Below are 19,763 nucleotides of genomic sequence, written 5' to 3'. Positions count from 1 at the left end.
TTATAAAATAAACATTTTGTAAAAAAACCGCCTCTTTAGTAGGCGGTTAAGTTAGACTTAGTGTAGCGGTATTATATATTTTTACTTTTTAAAAGATCTCTAATCTGCGTAAGCAATTCTTCTTGAGTTGGTGCTGCAGGCTGGTTTGGTGCCGGTTCTTCTTTCTTTTTAAGGCTGTTCATTGCTTTAATAATCAAAAATAAAACAAAGGCTACAATTATAAAGTTGATTACTGCCGAAAGAAAAAGGCCGTATTTAACGCCTCCAAAGGCAACTAAATCTTCTATTTTTGACAAATGAGCTGCATCTAAAGCAGGTTTTAAAACTAACGGTGTGATTACATCTTCAATAAATGAATTTACAATCTTACCGAAAGCAGCTCCAATAATTACAGCAACAGCAAGGTCAACTACATTGCCTTTCATTGCAAATGCCTTAAATTCTGAAAAAAATCCCATATCTGATTTGTTTAGTTTTTAAATAAATGAATATCGAAAATACGCAATTTTCCTTAAAAAACCTCATTTCTCATTGACTTTTAAACCATATAAGTCATGTAAGGAATTATAAGCTTTATGGAATGATTTAAAATACTCTTAAACAAAAAAGAAAACAAGTCAAACTAAAATGCCCTTATATAACTTATATGGTTCAAAACAAACTATCTGAAAAATACGCGCTTTACTCGTTGCGAAATACTCGTCATAATTTCGTACGGAATGGTTTTTAGTGCCTCAGCCATTTCAATTACTGTTGGGCTTTCGCCGAAAATCACTACAGAATCACCTTCTTTGCAGTCAATTTCTGTTACGTTTACCATTAACATATCCATACAAACACTGCCTACGATTTTCGCCTTTTGATTTTTTATGACCACAAAACCCACTTCATTGCCCCACAATCTTGCGATTCCGTCAGCGTAACCAATCGGAATTGTGGCGATTTTGGTTTCTTTTTCAGCCATAAATCTTCTTCCGTAACCTACGCTGTCGCCTGCGGGAATTGTACGAACCTGCGAAATAATGGATTTAAGTGTTCCAACATTTTCTAGGTATTTTTGTTCTGCTGGATCATTTGAAACTCCGTACAAACCAATTCCTAAACGCACCATATTGTATTGCGCATTCGGGAAATTGCTGATGCCAGAGGTATTCAAAATATGACGAATCGGATTTATATTTAATTCGTTTATTAATCGAGAAGAAAGCTTTTCGAACAACGCAATCTGCTTATTTACAAAATCATAATGTTTGGTATCATCGCTTGTTGCCAAATGCGATAAAACACTTTGAACACGAACGGTCGAATTTCCTTTTAAAGTCTGAATCAATTCGTCTAAAGTATTTTCTTCAAAACCCAAACGATGCATTCCGGTATCGATTTTAATATGAATCGGAAAATCTTTTAGATTCTTTTCGCGTGCAATTTTTAAAAAGGCATTTAAACCTTTTACACTATAAATTTCTGGTTCTAATTGGTATTGAATAATCGAAGGAAAACTGGTCGATTCTGGATTTAAAACCATAATCGGTAATTTGATGCCACCGTTTTTAAGCGAAATTCCTTCATCGGCGAAAGCCACACCTAAATAATCTACTTTATGATGTTCCAGCAGTTTTGCAATTTCCAAACCGCCGTTTCCGTAACCAAAAGCTTTTACCATTACCATCATTTTGACTGTTGGTGCCAGCTTCGATTTAAAATAATTATAATTATGACTAATTGCATCCAGATTAATTTCGAGAACTGTTTCGTGTGTTTTCTCTTCAAGAAGCGACACAATTTCTTCAAACTGAAATGATCTTGCTCCTTTGATTAAAATGGTTTCATTATTAAAATTCAGGCTTTCAATTGCCTCAATAAAATCAGTTGTGTTTTGAAACATTGTACTGTTTTCAAACTGATCGGCAAAAGAAGAAATCGTTGGTCCGATTCCAATTACACGATTTATTTTATTGTCCGAAATTAATTGGGCAACTTTAGAATACAACTCTTCGTTTGTAAAACCGCTTTGAAAAATATCAGATAAAATAACCGTTTTAGAAGCACCTTTTTTCTTTTGGCTTTCTAGAAAATCCAAAGCAATTTTGAGCGATTGAAAATCGGAGCTGTAACTATCATCGATAATACTGCAATTGTTAATTCCGTTTTTCACTTCAAGACGCATTCGAACAGGATAAAGCATTTCAATTCGATTCTGAATTGTTTCCTGATCATAATTAAAATACAACAAAATCAACAAACAAGAAATGACATTTTCTACCGAAGCTGCATCGCTGAAGGGAATTATCAAATTATGAACTTCTTTTTTAAATTGATATTGAATTACTGTAGATTCATTCTCAACTTCCTTTTTCAAAATAAAAACATCGGCGCTATTATCTTTGAAACTCCATGAAAAAAGCTTTCTCGGATGCATCATATACTCGGCAGTAAATTGAGTTAAACACGAATCAACAATTTCATTTTTTTGATAAATAATGACTGAACAATCTTTAAACAGCAGCAATTTTTCATCAATCTTCTGCACTATATTTTCAAAGCCTTCATCGTGAGCAGAACCAATACTTGTAAGTATTCCAATATTTGGCTTAATGATTTTCTCTAATTTAGACATTTCACTTACTGTCGAAATTCCCGCTTCAAAGATTCCTAAATTATGCTTTTCATTAATCGCAATAACCGAAAGCGGCACACCAACTTGTGAGTTATAACTTTTTGGACTTCTGATTATATTATAATCGGGGCTCAATAAAAAGTTAAGCCATTCTTTTACAATGGTTTTGCCGTTGCTTCCTGTTATTCCGATGATCGGAAAATGAAAAATATTTCTATAATATCCTGCAAATTCCTGAAGTGCATGCAATGTGTTTTTTACAATCAAAAAATTAGCTTTATCTGCACAATTATCTGGAATATAATGCACTACAAAATTCTTTACACCATTTTTTATTAAATCTGGAATAAACAAATGAGCATCGTTGTTAACTCCGGCCAGAGCAAAAAACAAAGTTTGAGATCCGTTCTGAAGTGAACGGCTGTCAATTGAAACATGATCGATAAAAACATCAGTTTCTAAACCAATCCATTTGGCATTTAGAACTGAAATCAGGCTTTTTAAGTTTAGGCTCATTTGGAAATTTCTTTTTTTCAAAATTACAGCATTACGAGTTAATTTGCCACGAATTGACGAATTTCCTTTTTTTATCATTCGTGAATTCGTGGCAAAAAAGTATATTTGTTAGATACCCGAAAAATTTATTGTTTTGAAAAAGTTTCTTCCAATATTCTCCTATATACTGCATCCGATTTTTATATCGCTTTACGCCACTTTATTTTATTTGTTCTATAAAGAAGATCTTTTTAGTTCGCAGGAAAAATATTTTGTGCTTTTTCAAATCTTGGTTATCAATGTTATTGTTCCGGTTTTATTTTATTTATTGCTAAAATCAACCGGGCACGTAAAATCGATTATGCTGAGTAAGACCTCAGAACGCACAATTCCGCTGGTTTTACAATGCTTTTTGTATATTTTATTGGTCAAACGAAGTATTGTAATTCTGCGTTATCCGGAGCTTCATTTCTTTTTTCTGGGAGCTTTATTCAGCACTATTTTGGCTTTGGTCTGCGCTTTATTTAAAATAAAAGCAAGTCTTCATATGGTAGCAATAACCGGCTTTACCATTTTTGTAATCGGACTTAACATTCATCTTCAAATGCATAATCCGTATTGGCCGGCATTGCTTATTTTACTTTCTGGAGTTGTTGCTTCTTCGCGCTTAGAAATGGATGCACATACGCCAAGAGAAATCTTAATTGGATTGTTTGTCGGCATTATGCCGCAACTGCTTTTTTTATATCTCTGGTTATAGAATATAAAAAATCAAACCTGCATTTAAGGTCTTTAAATTAATCTTATTACCATCTACAGTTGTTGCCGATTTAAACAATGGGCTTAAACCATAATAGATGTAAAGATTCCAAGTATTATAACCCGCAGAAATATACGGACCGTACTGAAATTTATTGATGTCCGGATTATTATTGATTCTATAAGTTTGTTCTCCATCATCTAAAACTGATGAGCTTGAAAAAATATAACTTAATTTCATTCCTCCATAAATACGCCAGAATTTATAACTTTCAAAAGTAGAGTTGCGCCATCTAAACTCTATCGGAAGTTCAACAGCGTATTGTCTGTAACGGTTAGAAACAAACTGTCCGTAATCATTTACGCCGTATGCAACTGCTCCAGAAGCGTCTTTAGAAATAGTAAGATTTTGAAAATAGTTTTGATAACTCAAACCTAAACCTGTCGCAATTGCAACTGTTCTTGATTTATTAATTGGCATATCGCGAAGAAAACCGCCTGCAAGTCCGAGAGAAAATTTATTTTGCCTAAACTGAGCCGGAATATCGGTAAACATATTATAAGTTATCGAAAAATAAAACTGATCTTCTCGATACAGCGAGTCAATTTTGACCACTGGTTTTACTTCAGGCTTAACATCTTGTGCAAAAGAGTAAAAACTAGTGAGTAAAATTAAACAGCTGTATATAATTCGCATATTGGAGTTTTATTTTAAGAGGTCTTTATAGCAAACGCTTTTCAAACCTGATTTATTTCATATACAAATATAATATAATGATGTCTTTGGACACGATTCTGATCTAATTATTCTTTTTTTAATGATGAATAAAGCTATTTACTGTACTTTTTTCAAGAAATACATTTTTCGAAACAAAAATTAGATGCATTTATATTTTTATCTTTTATACCTTTGCAAAGCATGAAAAGAAAACAGCTCATAATAAGTTTCGCATCTGCTGTAATGATATTGTTCTCAATATTGTTTCAGTCGATACATAGTTATGAGCACATTGTAAAACAACTTTCAGAGAAGCAATGTCATCACGCTTATAATGATCCGAATGGCGAAATAACGCATCAGCATCATGATTATGACCTTTGTTTTGTTTGTAATTTTGCTTTTGGCAGTTATCTTGTTCCTGATAGTTTTTCATTTCAATGTCTTTCTTTTCAAAAAGAAACTCCTTATTTCTTTGCTTTAACAGAAAATATCCTTTCGTTTTCTGGAGATTTTTACTTTTTACGGGGTCCTCCGAATGTTATAGTTTCTTAGTTTTCGAAATACTCGAAAACCAATCTTTCATTTATTCTAAAACATCTCTTTCATTCGAATTTGAAAATTCAAATCGTGTGTTGGTATGCTTTTAGTCTAAAAAATCAATCATTAAAACTATAGCATCATTTTCAAATGAAAAAACTTATTATAGCCCTTATTTTCGGGTTCTCGAGCATACTTTCTGCTCAAAATTCTGTTTCTGGAACCGTAATCGATTCTCAAAATCAGCCAATGCCGGGCGTTTCTGTTTATGCACCAGAATTACACAAAGGAACAACAACAGACGCGAACGGTAAATACGAATTTAACAATCTGCCAAACGGAAGTTTACGCCTTTCATTTGCCTTTGTGGGTTATGCCACTCAAAATAAAACGATTGTCAAATTATCAAAAGAAAACACTTTAGACATTACGCTGGAAGAATCTATTTTGGAAATGGACGAAGTAATCGTTTCTACGCCTTTCAACAAATTGCAATCGCAAAATGTAATGAAAGTAGAGCATGAAAGCATTAAAACTTTACAGCAAAAAGGAACTTCTACTTTAATTGAAGGTTTGGCAACTATTCCTGGAGTTTCTCAGATTTCGACTGGAACTTCAATCGGAAAACCTGTAATTCGAGGTCTTAGCGGCAATCGTGTTTTGGTTTATTCACAAGGCGTTCGTATCGAAAACCAGCAGTTTGGAGACGAACATGGTTTAGGTTTAAATGATGCCGGAATCGAAAGTGTTGAAGTTATAAAAGGCCCAGCTTCTTTGCTTTATGGTTCTGATGCTTTGGGTGGTGTTTTATATTTTAATCCTGAAAAATTTGCTGACGCGAATACTTTTAAAGCGAATTTCAGTCAAAAATATTTTACGAATACGCAGGGTAGTAATTCTTCAATCGGTTTAAAAACTTCTACCGATAATTGGAAATTCTTAGCTCGCGGAAGCTACAACACACATTCTGATTACAAAATTGCAGACGGAGATCGTGTAACCAATTCACGTTATAATGAAACCGATTTTAAAACCGGAATCGGATACAGCAACTCTAGTTTTTCTAGTGTTTTAAGATATAACTATAATAAATTAGATATCGGAATTCCAGAAGACGGAATCGCAGAACAATCTTCGAGCAAAGACACACAATTTCCGAGACAGGGAATTTTCAATCATTTATTGAGTTTAAACAATGTTATTTTCTTTGAAAACTCTAAACTTGATGTTGATTTGGGTTATATTTCTAATGACCGAAGCGAGTTTGAAGACAGCAATGAAGCGTCTTTGCACATGAAATTGAATACTTTCAACTATAACGCAAAATACCATTTACCTAAACTAGGAAATTTTGAAACGATTTTTGGTGTTCAGGGAATGCATCAAACCAATAAAAATTCTGGTGAAGAATATTTGATTCCAGATGCTACAACCAACGATTTTGGTGTTTTTGGAACAGCAAATTACGAATGGAACTCCAATGTACTTCAAGCAGGACTTCGTTTTGACAATCGAAATATAACTTCTATCGCTCACGGAGAAGAAGGAGAAGAGGGTTATTTTCAAGCTTTAGACAAATCGTTTGACAGCTTTAATGCTTCTTTGGGTTACAAAACTAATTTGGCAGAATCGTTAACACTTCGCGCCAATGTTGCAACAGGATTTAGAGCACCAAACTTAGCAGAATTGACTTCAAACGGTGTTCACGAAGGAACAAATCGTTACGAAATTGGAAATGCAGACTTGAAAACAGAACAAAACGTTCAGACTGACATTAATTTAGAATATAAAAATTCTCATTTTGAGTTCTTCGTAAACGGATTTTACAATCATGTAAACAATTATATTTATACTTCGCCAACTGGAGAAGTTTTAGATGACAATGATGTTTTTGCGTATGTTCAGGATAATGCAAAATTATACGGTGGTGAAGTTGGTCTTCATTTTCATCCTCATCCATTAGATTGGCTGCATTTTGAGACAAGTTTTGAAACCGTAACTGGTAAAAAAGACAATAATGATTACTTGCCTTTAATCCCTGCAAACAATTGGAACAATACACTAAGAACAGAATTTAACATTAAAAATTGGTTAAGTGAAGGATTTGCGTCTTTGAATGTTTCTTCGACTTTCAGTCAAGACAATGTAAGCGGTTTTGAGACGGCTTCTAAAGGTTATACTTTGGTAAATTTAGGTTTTGGAGGAACGGTAAAACTTGGAAAACATGCATTTGATGTAAACTTAAACGGAAACAATCTTTTCGATAAAAAATACATTGCACACCTTTCGAGATTAAAAACAGACGGTATTCCGAATATTGGAAGAAATATTGTTCTGGGAGTTAATTTTAATTTGTAACATTTTCAAACCATATGAGTCATATAAGTTCATTTTAGCACAGAAGATTTTGAAAATTCTTCAGAAGAATCTAAAATAAACTTTATATGACTTATATGGTATAATTTTTCCTTCTTCATTTTTCACAACAAAAAGTGCTATTTTTGTTAAAACCGATATAAACTAAACTAATGAAAAAATCAATTTTTGTAATGGCAATTATGACCGCAGGTACATCGTTTGGGCAAAATAAAATTCAATATCCACAGACGAAAAAAGGAGAAACGGTAGACGTGTATTTTGACACAAAAGTAAGCGATCCTTATCGTTGGTTAGAAGATGATAAATCTGCTGAAACTGGTGCTTGGGTAAAAGCTGAAAACGAAGTTACTTATGGATATTTAGATAAAATTCCGTTTCGTGAAGAGCTGAAAAAAAGAATGGAAAAACTTTGGAATTACGAGAAAATCGGAGCTCCTTTTACTGAAGGAAAATTTACTTATTATTCTAAAAACAATGGTTTGCAAAACCAATCTGTAATATATCGCAAAGGAAAAGATGGAAAAGAGGAAGTGTTCTTAGATCCAAATACTTTTTCTAAAGATGGAACTACTTCTCTGGGAGGATTAAATTTTTCTAAAGATGGAAACAAAGCTGCTTATTCAATTTCTGAAGGCGGAAGCGACTGGAGAAAAGTGATTATTATTGATGCTGTTTCTAAAAAAGTTTTAGAAGACACTTTGGTTGATATTAAATTCAGCGGTGTTTCGTGGCTTGGTAACGAAGGTTTCTACTATTCTAGTTATGACAAACCAAAAGGAAGTGAACTGTCTGCCAAAACTGATCAGCATAAATTGTATTTCCATAAATTAGGAACTGCACAAAAAGACGATAAAGTCATTTTTGGAGCAGACCAAAAAAGAAGATATGTGGGCGGTTATGTAACCGAAGACAACAAATATTTGGTTATTACAGCGGCAAATTCTACTTACGGAAACGAACTGTATATCAAAGACCTAACCAAACCAAATAGTCCAATTGTGACTATTGTAGACAATTTTAACAGCGACAGCGTTATTATAGAAAATGAAGGAAGCAAATTGTTTATCGAAACAGATTTTAACGCACCAAATAAGCGTGTTGTAACAGTTGATGTAAGCAATCCGAAACCAGAAAACTGGAAAGATTTTATTAAAGAAACAGAAAATGTACTGTCTCCTTCAACTGGTGGTGGTTATTTCTTTGCCAACTATACTAAAGATGCCGTTTCGCTGGCGTTGCAATATGATTACAGCGGAAAATTAGTGCGTGAAATAAAACTTCCTGCCGTTGGAACTGCAGCGGGATTTGGCGGTAAAAAAGAAGAAAAAATCCTTTACTACAGCTTTACTAATTATACAACACCAACAAGTATCTTTTCTTTTGATCCAAAATCAGGAAAATCAGAAGTGTATCAAAAACCAAAAGTAGATTTTAATAGTGAAGACTATGAATCTAAACAAGTATTTTATACTTCAAAAGATGGCACAAAAATTCCGATGATCATTACGTATAAAAAAGGAACAAAATTAGACGGGAAGAACCCAACAATCCTTTACGCTTACGGCGGATTTAATGTTAGTTTGACACCAAGTTTCAGTATTTCAAACGCAGTTTGGATGGAAAACGGAGGTGTTTATGCAGTTGCCAATTTAAGAGGTGGCGGTGAATACGGAAAAAAATGGCATAATGCAGGAACAAAACTTCAGAAACAAAATGTATTTGATGATTTTATCGCTGCTGCAGAATATCTAATTGCTCAAAAATATACGTCATCAGATTTCTTAGCTATTCGTGGAGGATCTAACGGAGGTTTATTAGTGGGTGCAACAATGACGCAGCGTCCTGATTTAATGAAAGTTGCTTTACCAGCAGTTGGAGTTATGGATATGCTTCGTTACAATGCCTTTACAGCGGGTGCAGGATGGGCTTTTGATTACGGAACTGCTCAAGACAACAAAGAAATGTTTGAATATTTAAAAGGCTATTCTCCGGTTCACAACGTTAAAAAAGGAACAAAATATCCTGCTACAATGGTAACGACAGGAGATCATGACGATCGTGTAGTTCCTGCTCATAGTTTCAAATTCGCATCTGAGTTACAAGAGAAACAAGCAGGTGATAATCCTGTTTTAATTAGAATTGATGTTAAAGCTGGTCACGGTGCAGGAAAATCTGTTGCCGCTACAATTCAAGAAAATGTAGACATTCAAGCTTTTACGCTTTACAATATGGGCTTTAAAGCTTTGCCTTCGAAATAATCTTATTTTAAAGCTTTTTTAGCCACGAATTCATGAATTATTTTCTGAATATCGTGGCTAATTTTTTTACCACAAATTACACGAATTTCCACTAATTTAAATTGTTGAAGTTTATATCGCAGTTATTTTTTGCCATAGATTAAATTGATTTTATTCACTTTGACTTTGCATTTATTTTAAATCTGTGAAAATCATTTTAATCTGTGGCAAATAAAGAAAAAAGAATTCGTGGAAATTAGTGTAATTCGTGGCAAACCTTTTTTAAATTTGAGAAACTAAAAACGTAAACCATGAAAACTATAAATTGGGGAATTATTGGCTGTGGCAATGTAACCGAAGTTAAAAGCGGACCTGCTTTTCAAAAAACTCCAAACTCTGCTTTAGTTGCTGTAATACGCAGAGATGCAGCTCTTGCCGAAGATTATGCAAAACGCCACAACGTTCCTAAATGGTATTCAAAAGCGGAAGATTTAATTAATGATCCTGAAGTGGATGCCGTTTATATTGCTACTCCTCCATCTTCTCATAAAGAATATACTATTTTGTGTGCCAAAGCTGGAAAACCAGTTTATGTTGAAAAACCTATGGCTTTGACTTTTGAAGAATGCAACGAAATGATCAGTGCCTGCAAAGAACATAATGTTCCGTTATTCGTAGCTTATTATAGAAGAGCTTTACCACGTTTTTTAAAGATTAAAGAAATAATAGACGAGGGAAAATTAGGAAATATTCGACATGTAAACTGTGTTTTATACCATCCTTTTGAAGAACGTTATGATGACGAAATCAATCTTCCGTGGACCGTTTTACCGCATATTTCTGGCGGAGGAATTTTTGTTGATTTAGCTTGTCATACTTTAGATTTTCTAGATTTTGTTTTAGGCCCGATAAAATCTGTTCGCGGGCATGCGAGTTCACAATTATTAGCGTATCCAGCAGAAGACAGTGTCTCGATGTCATTTCTTTTTGAAAACGGAATTCACGGATCTGGAATATGGAATTTTGCGAGTTTTGAGCGTTATGACAATACCGAAATTGTCGGCGATAAAGGAAAAATCTCCTTCTCCACTTTCGGAAATGATCCAATTCATGTTCAATATATAAATGGAGAAAAGGAAAGTATTACCATAGAAAATCCGTTGCACATTCAACAACCTTTTATAGAAACTGTTGTTGCAGAATTATTAGGAAATGAAGGCTCTTCTCCATCAAAAGGAATTTCTGGAGCAAGAACAACTTGGGTTATTGATGAAGTTTTAAAGGAGTTTAGAAATTCTTCTAAATAATAAAAATTTGAATTGCCTCTTGCTTTAGCTGGAGGAATATTATTCTGCAATTTATCAGGCTTTAACCAAATAAAAGTTTGGCTAAAGCCTTTTTATATCCATTTTTGTACCTCCAGCTAAAGCTGGAGGCAATTGATAAAAAAAAGAGGATATCCTTTCGAATATCCTCTTTTTTAAAAACTAAAAAACTTCTATAAAAATTATAGGCTATATTTTAAACCTAAAGTTAATCCTAAACCAGAAATTCCAACGTAAGAACTTAGTTCGTCCATTGGTTTAGAAGAATCAACTCCATTAGGATTTGTTGCAGCATTGTTTGAAGTTGTAGTCAAACCATCTCTGTAATTTGTATGAATCTGTGCTGTAGTTCTGCTCGCTAAAGCATCTTGTCCATTTACTTTAAACTCAGTAGTCTCTTTAGTTTTTCCATGAACTGTAAAGTTACGATATTCTAATTCAGCAAAAGCAGAGATATGCTTTCCTAATTTATAAGAAGTACCTAAAGCAGCTGTAAAACCTAAAGTTGGATTTGGTTTAACTTTATCAACACTATGTACTGGAGCTGCAACTGTTGCACTAACTGGAGCAATTGCATCTGTAGTAATTTCTAAATCTCCATGAATAGGCACTAATACACCTACTTTTGTGTATGGTTCAAAACCATGCGCTTCACCTAAAAACATTACAATTGCAGGAGCTAAATCAAAAGCTTTAATTTCACCTACTGATTTAAAATTATAAATTGGTTTCCCATTTGATACAAAAATCGCATCTGTAGTTGTTTGTGCCATAGTTTTTGAGTTACTAGAATAATAATTAACTCCTAATTCAACTCCTAAACGTACTGAAAAACGGTAACCCGCAGTAATTCCTGTTCTAAAACCTTGACCAAATGAACCTGTAATACTTTCTTCAGATACTAATTTTCCACCTACATAAGTTCTTGCCATAGCATCATTTCCACCAACAGTTGGAAACTCTGTAGAAGCAGTCTGATTGAAATAAGACCCTCCTAATTTAAAATACCAACTTTCTGGTTTTTCTGTTGTCTGCGCCATTGTAGCCATAGAGCAAACTAATAATCCTAATAAAAATAGGTTCTTTTTCATAATTCTGATTTAATTAATTTATACAAACTTAGAACATTTAACTATATCGTTCTAGTTCGCATGGTTAGACTTGGTACGAAATCGATATAATTTCGGACAATATTACTAAAAAAGTATTATGCATGCATATTTTTAACTAAAAACATTAACATTCGTTTAAATTTTAACTGTTAAATTTTTAGTTCAATTTAAAGTTAATCTGCATTTTTTCTAATTCCTGTAGTAATTCAGCCGATATTTTTACTTTTAATCGACGGCTTGGCATCGTTAATTTGGTTACTACTTTTATTTCTTCTACTTCGTTTACTTCCTGAATTTTTGCATTTTCAGGACCATCTTCGTCATTTTCGTTTTCATCTTCAAAGACCGCATCATCCGCTTCAAAATCTGTTGGGGTTTCTACCTCAACTAATTTTTTAACTTTTTCTAATTCCATGATTTCAAAACTCACCGAATTGTCTCCTTTATTTTCGTTAAACAAATGACTCAGTTTATGAATAAATTCTGGATGAAGGTCTTTAATATTTAACAACAAGATTAGTTTTTTAGCGAAAGCTTCTAAAATATCCTGCAATTGGCGAATCTCGACAAACTGCATTCTCGGATCTGTTTTCTTGCCGGTATCATGATTTACCCACCCGTCTTTGATCAATATTTTCAAAAAGGCAAAATTGTTCTGAATTAAGAAATGGCGGAACTTCAAATACTCTTCACCAAAAATCTTAAACTCATAACTTTCATCATAACCTTCTAAGTTAAATGCCGCCCAGCCTTTTCCGTTTTTCGCTACACGATGCTGGACGTTATTGATAATTCCGGCAAAATGAAGGTTCTTCCCAACATATTCGTTCATGCTTTTCAAAGCTTCTAAACGAGCGTTGCAGAAATATTTCATCTCAAATCTAAAATCGTCTAGCGGATGTCCAGAAATATAGATTCCGACAACCTCTTTTTCTTTAGCCAGTTTTTCCATTGTACTCCAGTCTTCACATGGCGGCACAACAGGTTCGGCAATCTGCACTTCACTGGCTTCTCCAAATAAACTTACTTGAGATGAATTTTCATTTTCCTGAAACTTCGATCCGTAACGCATGGCTTTTTCGTAGAAAGTGATTCCGTCGCCATCATCATGAAAATATTGCGCTCTAGTTGTTCCTTCAAAAGAATCAAAACCTCCCGCTAATGCTAAATTCTCAATCGCTTTTTTATTCGCAGCACGCAAATCAATTCGCTTCGCTAAATCAAAAATCGATTTATATCTTCCGTCTTTTCTGTTTTCTACAATCGTTTCAACAGCTCCAGAACCTACTCCTTTAATCGCTCCCATTCCGAAACGCACAGCGTAATCATCATTTACTGTAAATTTATAGTACGATTCGTTTACGTCTGGACCTAAAACCTGTAATCCCATACGTTTACATTCTTCCATAAAGAACGAAACCTGTTTGATATCATTCATGTTATTCGAAAGTACCGCTGCCATATATTCTGCAGGATAATGCGCTTTCAAATATGCCGTTTGATACGCAATCCAAGCATAACAAGTCGAGTGCGATTTGTTGAAGGCGTAACTCGCGAAGGCTTCCCAGTCTTTCCAGATTTTCTCCAGAACTTTCGCATCGTGACCTTTTGCTGCAGCTTGCTCCACAAACTTCGGTTTCATTTTATCCAGTACATCTTTTTGTTTCTTACCCATCGCTTTACGTAAGACGTCGGCCTCACCCTTTGTAAATCCTGCCAAAGACTGAGACAAAAGCATTACCTGCTCTTGGTAAACTGTAATTCCGTACGTTTCCGATAAATACTCGGCACAGGCATCTAAATCGTATTTGATTTCCTCGTCACCATTTTTTCTTCGAACGAAAGACGGGATATATTCCAAAGGCCCCGGACGATACAAGGCGTTCATGGCAATTAAATCCCCAAAAACTGTCGGTTTCAGATCTTTCATGTATTTCTGCATCCCGGGTGACTCGTATTGGAAGATTCCAACTGTTTCACCTCTTTGGAAAAGTGCATACGTTTCTTCATCATCAATCGGGAATGTATCGGGATCAAGATCAATATTGGTTCTGTATTTTACCAGTTTTACAGTATCTTTTATCAGCGTAAGGGTCTTCAGACCCAAGAAGTCCATTTTCAAAAGTCCTGCACTTTCTGCAACCGAGTTATCGAACTGTGTTACATATAAATCGGAATCTTTTGCGGTGGTTACGGGAACATAATTCGTAATATCCGACGGTGTAATGATTACCCCACAGGCGTGAATTCCCGTGTTACGCATCGATCCTTCAAGGATTTTTGCCTGCTGAATGGTTTCTCCTGCCAAATCATCTTCATTGGCAATGGCGATTAATTCTTTTACATTATCAAATTCGTCCGAACGAAGGGCTTTTTTAACCTCGTCTTCACTCTCCGAAATAAAACGCGCCAAATTCCATTTGGACGGCATCATTCCTGGAATCAATTTTGCAATTCTGTCGGCTTCAAACAAAGGTAAATCCAGTACACGAGCCGTATCACGAATCGCCGATTTGGTCGCCATTTTACCATATGTGATAATCTGTGCTACCTGTTTTTGTCCGTATTTGTTGATTACGTATTCCATTACACGCCCACGACCCTCGTCATCAAAGTCGATATCAATATCGGGCATCGATACACGGTCAGGATTTAGGAAACGCTCAAAAAGTAAGTCATATTTAATTGGGTCGATATTGGTAATTCCGAGACAGTATGCAACCGCAGATCCGGCTGCAGAACCACGACCAGGCCCTACCGATACATCCATTTTTCTTGCCTCGGCGATGAAATCCTGTACAATCAAAAAGTAACCCGGATATCCTGAATTCGAAATCGTTAATAATTCAAAATCCAAACGTTCCTGAATCGATTCGGTAATTACGCCATATCTTCTTTCCGCTCCTCTCATTGTAAGATCGCGCAGATAAGCATTTTCACCTCGAACACCATTGTCTTTTTCATCTTCAGGATCAACAAATTCTTGCGGAATATCAAATTTCGGAAGCAATACATCTCGATAAAGTGAATATCCTTCAACCTTATCAATAACTTCCTGAATGTTAATAATCGCTTCGGGTAGATCAGCAAAAAGCTTTTTCATCTCGTCCTGAGACTTGAAATAGTATTCCTGATTCGGAAGTCCGTAACGGTAACCACGACCACGACCAATTGGTGTTGCCTGCTTTTCACCGTCTTTTACACACAATAAAATGTCGTGTGCATTGGCATCTTCTTTATTTAAATAATAGGTATTGTTGGTTGCAATTAATTTGACATTATGCTTTTGAGCAAACTCAATCAGGGTTTTGTTCACACGATTTTCATCTTCCTGATTGTGGCGCATTACTTCTAAATAGAAATCTTCGCCAAATTGTTCTTTCCACCAAATTAATGCTTCTTCGGCTTGGTTTTCACCAATATTCAGGATTTTACTCGGAATCTCTCCATATAAATTCCCAGACAAAACCATAATATCGCCTTTGTATTGCTCAACGATCTTTCTGTCAATTCTCGGAACATAATAAAATCCGTCTGTGTAAGCAATCGAAGCCATTTTCGCCAAGTTGTGGTAACCGGCTTTGTTTTTCGCCATTAAAACAACTTGATAACCGTTGTCTTTTTTGCTTTTATCTAAATGGTTGTCGCAGATATTGAATTCACAGCCTACGATTGGTTTAATTTCGGTTTCTGTCGGTTCTTCTCCCGCTTCAACCAGAGCTTTGTTTTTTGCAGAAGCTCCTTTATTATGATTCATGACGGCGCTCACAAAATGGAAAGCTCCCATCATGTTTCCAGTATCGGTCATAGCAACAGCCGGCATTCCGTTTTTGGCTGTAGCCGAAACTATATTTCCAATTCCGATAGTAGATTGAAGTACCGAAAACTGTGTATGATTGTGTAAATGCGCAAATTTGGCTGCTTTGAAATCAGCTTTATCTGCCTCTGAAACTACAGTCGGCGTATCATCAACTTGTAAAGCTTTGATTTGCTCTCTGACTTTTTCAGAAGCTGCTTTTAAGTTGATGTGTTTTAAACCAATTAAAGGAAATTCCTGTGGGTTTCTTTCTTGGAATTCTTTGAAATATTCTTTGGGAACATCCAGTTCTTCTTTCGTAAAAACCTCTCTTCTCACCAATTCTAAGAAACAACGCGTAGTTGCCTCAACGTCGGCAGTTGCGTTGTGCGCTTCCGAGAAAGGAACGTTGAACAGATATTCGTGAAGCTCTGTTAATGTCGGAAGTTTGAATTTTCCTCCACGACCTCCAGGAAGCTTTAATAATGAAGCCGTAACTTCGGTACAAGTATCCAGAACTGGGATCGAAGCCATAGGAGAATCAACACCCATTCTATGGAATTCAGCCCCCATAATATTAACGTCAAAACCTAAATTCTGACCTACAATAAACTTCGTTTTTCCTAATGCAATATTGAATTTCTCTATAACTTCTGCCAAAGTAATTCCATCGGCTTCAGCCAATTCAGTAGAAATTCCGTGAATACGCTCTGCATCGTACGGAATATTAAATCCTTCTGGTTTTACCAAATAATCCTGATGTTCGATAAGCTGTCCCATTTCGTCATGCAACTGCCAAGCGATCTGTATACAGCGAGGCCAGTTGTCAGAATCGGTTATTGGGGCATCCCAGCGTTTTGGTAATCCGGTTGTTTCGGTATCGAATATTAAATACATAGAGTTGTAAAAAGTCAAAAATTTAAGCTCCAAATTCCAAATCGCTCACATTGCAATTCACTGACAACATGAAACATAATAAAATACGAAATGAAAAATCGGAGGAATTCAAATTTACGCTTTTTTTATAGAAATAAAGAAGTGAAAGTTGTTAACAAAAACGTTAATTAATGACCCTTACAAACACAATTCTTAAAAAAATTAAACACATAGAAACATAGGTTTTCTTTTGATTAAAAAGAGGTTTAAAAAAAATCTAGATTTTCACACATAGCTATTTGCTTTTAAATGAGTGAAACGCCTTTGTAGACAAAGAAAAACTATGTTTCTATGTGTTTAAAACAATTACACAGAAAGTATTTTCATCCAAAAAAAATACGATTATTCATTTTGAACACTCATTGCTCCAAAATGAACACTTTTAAGCTGTGGTGTATCCTGAACTTTGCTTCATCAAATTATAACAATTAAAAAATAATAATCATGAAGACAATTTTTATCACAGGCGCATCATCAGGTTTAGGAAAAGCAACAGCAAAATTATTCCACGAAAAAGGATGGAATGTAATCGCAACCATGAGAACTCCAGAAAAGGAAACCGAACTTTCTCAATTAAAAAATGTAACACTTTTACCATTAGACGTTACCAATTATGAGCAGATTCAAAGCACTGTAAAAAAAGCATTGGAATTAAGCGACATTGATATCGTTTATAATAATGCGGGTTATGGATTGATTGGTCCTTTAGAAAGTCTTTCTGACGATCAAATCACAAAACAATTGAATACTAATTTATTAGGCGTAATTCGAGTTACGAATGCTTTTATTCCGTATTTCAGAGAAAGAAAAAGCGGTTTATTTATTTCAACAACTTCTATCGGTGGCTTGATTGCTTTTCCTTTGGGATCGGTTTATCACGCTACAAAATGGGCATTGGAAGGCTGGAGCGAAAGTCTGGCTTACGAGCTAAATCCGTTTGGGGTTAACATTAAAACGGTTTCTCCGGGCGGTATTAAAACTGAATTCCTTCAAGGTTCACTTGACACAAGCTCTTTACCTGAATACGAAGCGATGACCAACAGCATGTTTGCAAGCGTTGATACGATGTTTGAAATGGCATCAACTCCGGAACAAATTGCCGATGTTGTTTACGAAGCGGCAACAGACGGAAAAAACCAATTAAGATATGTAGCCGGAGAAGACGCAAAAGCACTTTATAAACAAAGACTTGAATTAGGTGCAGAAACTTTCCGTACTGAGTTTGGAAAACAGTTTTTGGGAGCATAATAATTTCTGATGAGGCTGTACGGAAGCATTGAACATTATTTTTATTAAAGCTCCAGCGGAGCAGAATATTTATAGAAATTCAATCATTCGGATGCAAAAGAGCTCCAGCGGAGCGAAATATTCATTGCAATACATTTATATTTCGCTCCGCTGGAGCTTTTCTCTCAATAATAAATACGATTTCTATAAATATTTCGCTTCTCCGAAGCTGTTCTTTCAAAATCAAGAAGGTTGTTCAATACTTTCGGAGAGCCGAATTAGTCTTTTAATTTTCATACTTTTATATCATGGAAAAGAAAAACCACAATCCAGCAAAGATTTCCTCTATATCGCAGTTTCATAGTTTGTTGAATCTGCCAAAACCGCTTCATCCAATGATTAGTCTGGTCGATAATACACAGCTTAGTGTAAGCGCAGATCTAGACAATTCTTCTTTTTTGCTTGATTTTTATAAGATCTCTTATAAATTTTCTACAAGCGGAAAAATGGGTTACGGTCAGGGATATTATGATTTTAACGAGGGCGGCTTAATGTTTGCTTCTCCCAACCAATTAATTTTTACGGATAATGAAGAAGGTGTTGAATATGGTGGTTTTACTTTGCTTTTTCATCCCGACTTTATTCGCAATTATCCTTTAGGAAAAACCATTAAAAAATATGGTTTCTTTGCTTATGATACTAATGAAGCCCTACATCTTTCAGATAAAGAAAAAACAATTATTATCGGACTTTTGACGAGCATAGACAATGAACTCAATACCGCAATAGACGAGATGAGTCAGGATGTGATTGTTTCTTATATTGATGTGCTGCTGAATTACAGCAATCGTTTTTACAAACGCCAATTTATTACCCGAAAAACCATCAGTAATGATTTATTATTAAAAGTCGAAGAAACTTTAGACAGCTACATTAGCAATGCAGAAACCCTCAAAAAAGGACTCCCTACGGTAGAATTTCTGGCTTCACAAATCAATGTTTCGAGTCACTATTTGAGCGATATGCTTCGAAATTTAACGGGACAAAATGCACAACAGCACATTCATTCTAAATTGATCGAAAAATCAAAGGATTTCCTGATTACTACGAATCTTTCGGTAGCAGAAATTGCATATCAATTGGGTTTTGAATATCCCCAATCTTTCAGTAAATTATTCAAAAAGAAAACCACTTTGACACCGTTAGAATTTAAAAATTCTTTGAATTAATTCTGAAAAGTTTTGTCTTAAAAAAATTAGTTTTTACTTCAAAAAAACATAAAATTTCATAAAAATACACTTCTTGGATGTCGTAGTATTCAGCCCTTTTATTGAATCTAAATAACGTCCAAAAAACTCCTTTCAAAGCTTTAAAAATTCAAAAAAGCACCATTTCTACATAGAAACCAAAACTAACAATTATTACTATTTTTATTAATTTTGTTAGATTTTTTCAATTAAATTCTTATATTTTATATTGATTTTGAGATAAATTTGCAAACTATTAAAACAAAAAACAAACAGGTAGAATTAAAGCCGAAAAAGAAAAAGCAAATCCGTTTCTTAATCATTTTTCTGTCAAATTTGAATGCAAAAAAGCCGTTTGGCAATTTGTAATTCAGT

The 19,763-nt window shown here is 34.7% G+C and carries 12 protein-coding genes; 7 read left to right on the top strand and 5 right to left on the bottom strand.

The window, feature by feature from the left end; all coding sequences use genetic code 11:
* Positions 1-71 precede the first annotated feature (71 nt).
* Both mscL and ACFSC2_RS12315 read right to left on the bottom strand, forming a co-directional pair.
* The gene (gene mscL / locus ACFSC2_RS12320; RefSeq protein ID WP_379815142.1) at positions 72-458 is read right to left on the bottom strand and encodes a large conductance mechanosensitive channel protein MscL; all 387 of its coding nucleotides are present in this window, start codon (positions 456-458) and stop codon (positions 72-74) included.
* A 203-nt stretch (positions 459-661) separates the two neighbouring features.
* The gene (locus ACFSC2_RS12315; RefSeq protein WP_379815143.1) at positions 662-3,133 is read right to left on the bottom strand and encodes a bifunctional UDP-N-acetylmuramoyl-tripeptide:D-alanyl-D-alanine ligase/alanine racemase; all 2,472 of its coding nucleotides are present in this window, start codon (positions 3,131-3,133) and stop codon (positions 662-664) included.
* 133 nt (positions 3,134-3,266) lie between these two features.
* Here ACFSC2_RS12315 and ACFSC2_RS12310 point away from each other — a divergent pair, with 133 nt between their 5' ends.
* Entirely contained in the window at positions 3,267-3,872 is a 606-nt protein-coding gene (locus ACFSC2_RS12310) for a hypothetical protein (RefSeq protein ID WP_379815144.1), read from the top strand.
* Here the strand turns inward: ACFSC2_RS12310 and ACFSC2_RS12305 are convergent.
* Positions 3,867-4,568, bottom strand: a complete 702-nt coding sequence (locus tag ACFSC2_RS12305) for a porin family protein (RefSeq protein WP_379815145.1) — start codon at positions 4,566-4,568, stop codon at positions 3,867-3,869. The two genes, ACFSC2_RS12310 and ACFSC2_RS12305, sit on opposite strands and share 6 nt — an antisense overlap.
* A 222-nt stretch (positions 4,569-4,790) precedes the next feature.
* On the opposite strand from ACFSC2_RS12305, the gene ACFSC2_RS12300 reads away from it, so the two are divergent.
* The 4 genes from ACFSC2_RS12300 to ACFSC2_RS12285 all read left to right on the top strand — a co-directional run bounded on the left by ACFSC2_RS12300 (position 4,791) and on the right by ACFSC2_RS12285 (position 11,052).
* Entirely contained in the window at positions 4,791-5,144 is a 354-nt protein-coding gene (locus tag ACFSC2_RS12300; protein WP_379815146.1) for a hypothetical protein, read from the top strand.
* A 135-nt stretch (positions 5,145-5,279) separates the two neighbouring features.
* The gene (locus ACFSC2_RS12295) at positions 5,280-7,487 is read left to right on the top strand and encodes a TonB-dependent receptor (protein WP_379815147.1); all 2,208 of its coding nucleotides are present in this window, start codon (positions 5,280-5,282) and stop codon (positions 7,485-7,487) included.
* Positions 7,488-7,657: 170 nt separating this feature from the next.
* Entirely contained in the window at positions 7,658-9,766 is a 2,109-nt protein-coding gene (locus tag ACFSC2_RS12290; protein WP_379815148.1) for a prolyl oligopeptidase family serine peptidase, read from the top strand.
* Between the two features lie 290 nt (positions 9,767-10,056).
* Complete coding sequence (locus ACFSC2_RS12285) at positions 10,057-11,052, top strand: Gfo/Idh/MocA family protein (RefSeq protein ID WP_379815149.1); 996 nt, start codon at positions 10,057-10,059, stop codon at positions 11,050-11,052.
* A 200-nt stretch (positions 11,053-11,252) separates the two neighbouring features.
* On the opposite strand, the gene ACFSC2_RS12280 is transcribed toward ACFSC2_RS12285, so the two are convergent.
* Together ACFSC2_RS12280 and dnaE are read right to left on the bottom strand one after the other, a co-directional pair.
* Positions 11,253-12,161 carry an outer membrane beta-barrel protein gene (locus ACFSC2_RS12280; RefSeq protein ID WP_379815150.1) on the bottom strand — a complete coding sequence of 303 codons (909 nt, stop codon included), beginning with the start codon at positions 12,159-12,161 and terminating at the stop codon, positions 11,253-11,255.
* Positions 12,162-12,339: 178 nt separating this feature from the next.
* Positions 12,340-16,875: a DNA polymerase III subunit alpha gene (dnaE, locus tag ACFSC2_RS12275; RefSeq protein ID WP_379815151.1), complete on the bottom strand. Its 4,536-nt coding sequence runs from the start codon at positions 16,873-16,875 to the stop codon at positions 12,340-12,342.
* Positions 16,876-17,358: 483 nt separating this feature from the next.
* Here dnaE and ACFSC2_RS12270 point away from each other — a divergent pair, with 483 nt between their 5' ends.
* Together ACFSC2_RS12270 and ACFSC2_RS12265 are read left to right on the top strand one after the other, a co-directional pair.
* A complete protein-coding gene (locus tag ACFSC2_RS12270; protein ID WP_379815152.1) occupies positions 17,359-18,162 on the top strand; it encodes an SDR family oxidoreductase in 804 nt (267 codons plus the stop codon).
* Positions 18,163-18,449: 287 nt separating this feature from the next.
* Complete coding sequence (locus tag ACFSC2_RS12265) at positions 18,450-19,370, top strand: helix-turn-helix domain-containing protein (protein ID WP_379815153.1); 921 nt, start codon at positions 18,450-18,452, stop codon at positions 19,368-19,370.
* Positions 19,371-19,763 lie beyond the last annotated feature (393 nt).

The sequence above is a fragment of the Flavobacterium artemisiae genome, from assembly GCF_042678225.1.
Classification (GTDB): Bacteria; Bacteroidota; Bacteroidia; order Flavobacteriales; family Flavobacteriaceae; genus Flavobacterium; species Flavobacterium artemisiae.
The sequence above is the reverse complement of the archived record's forward strand: the minus strand, read 5'-3'. Positions and strand labels throughout refer to the sequence as shown.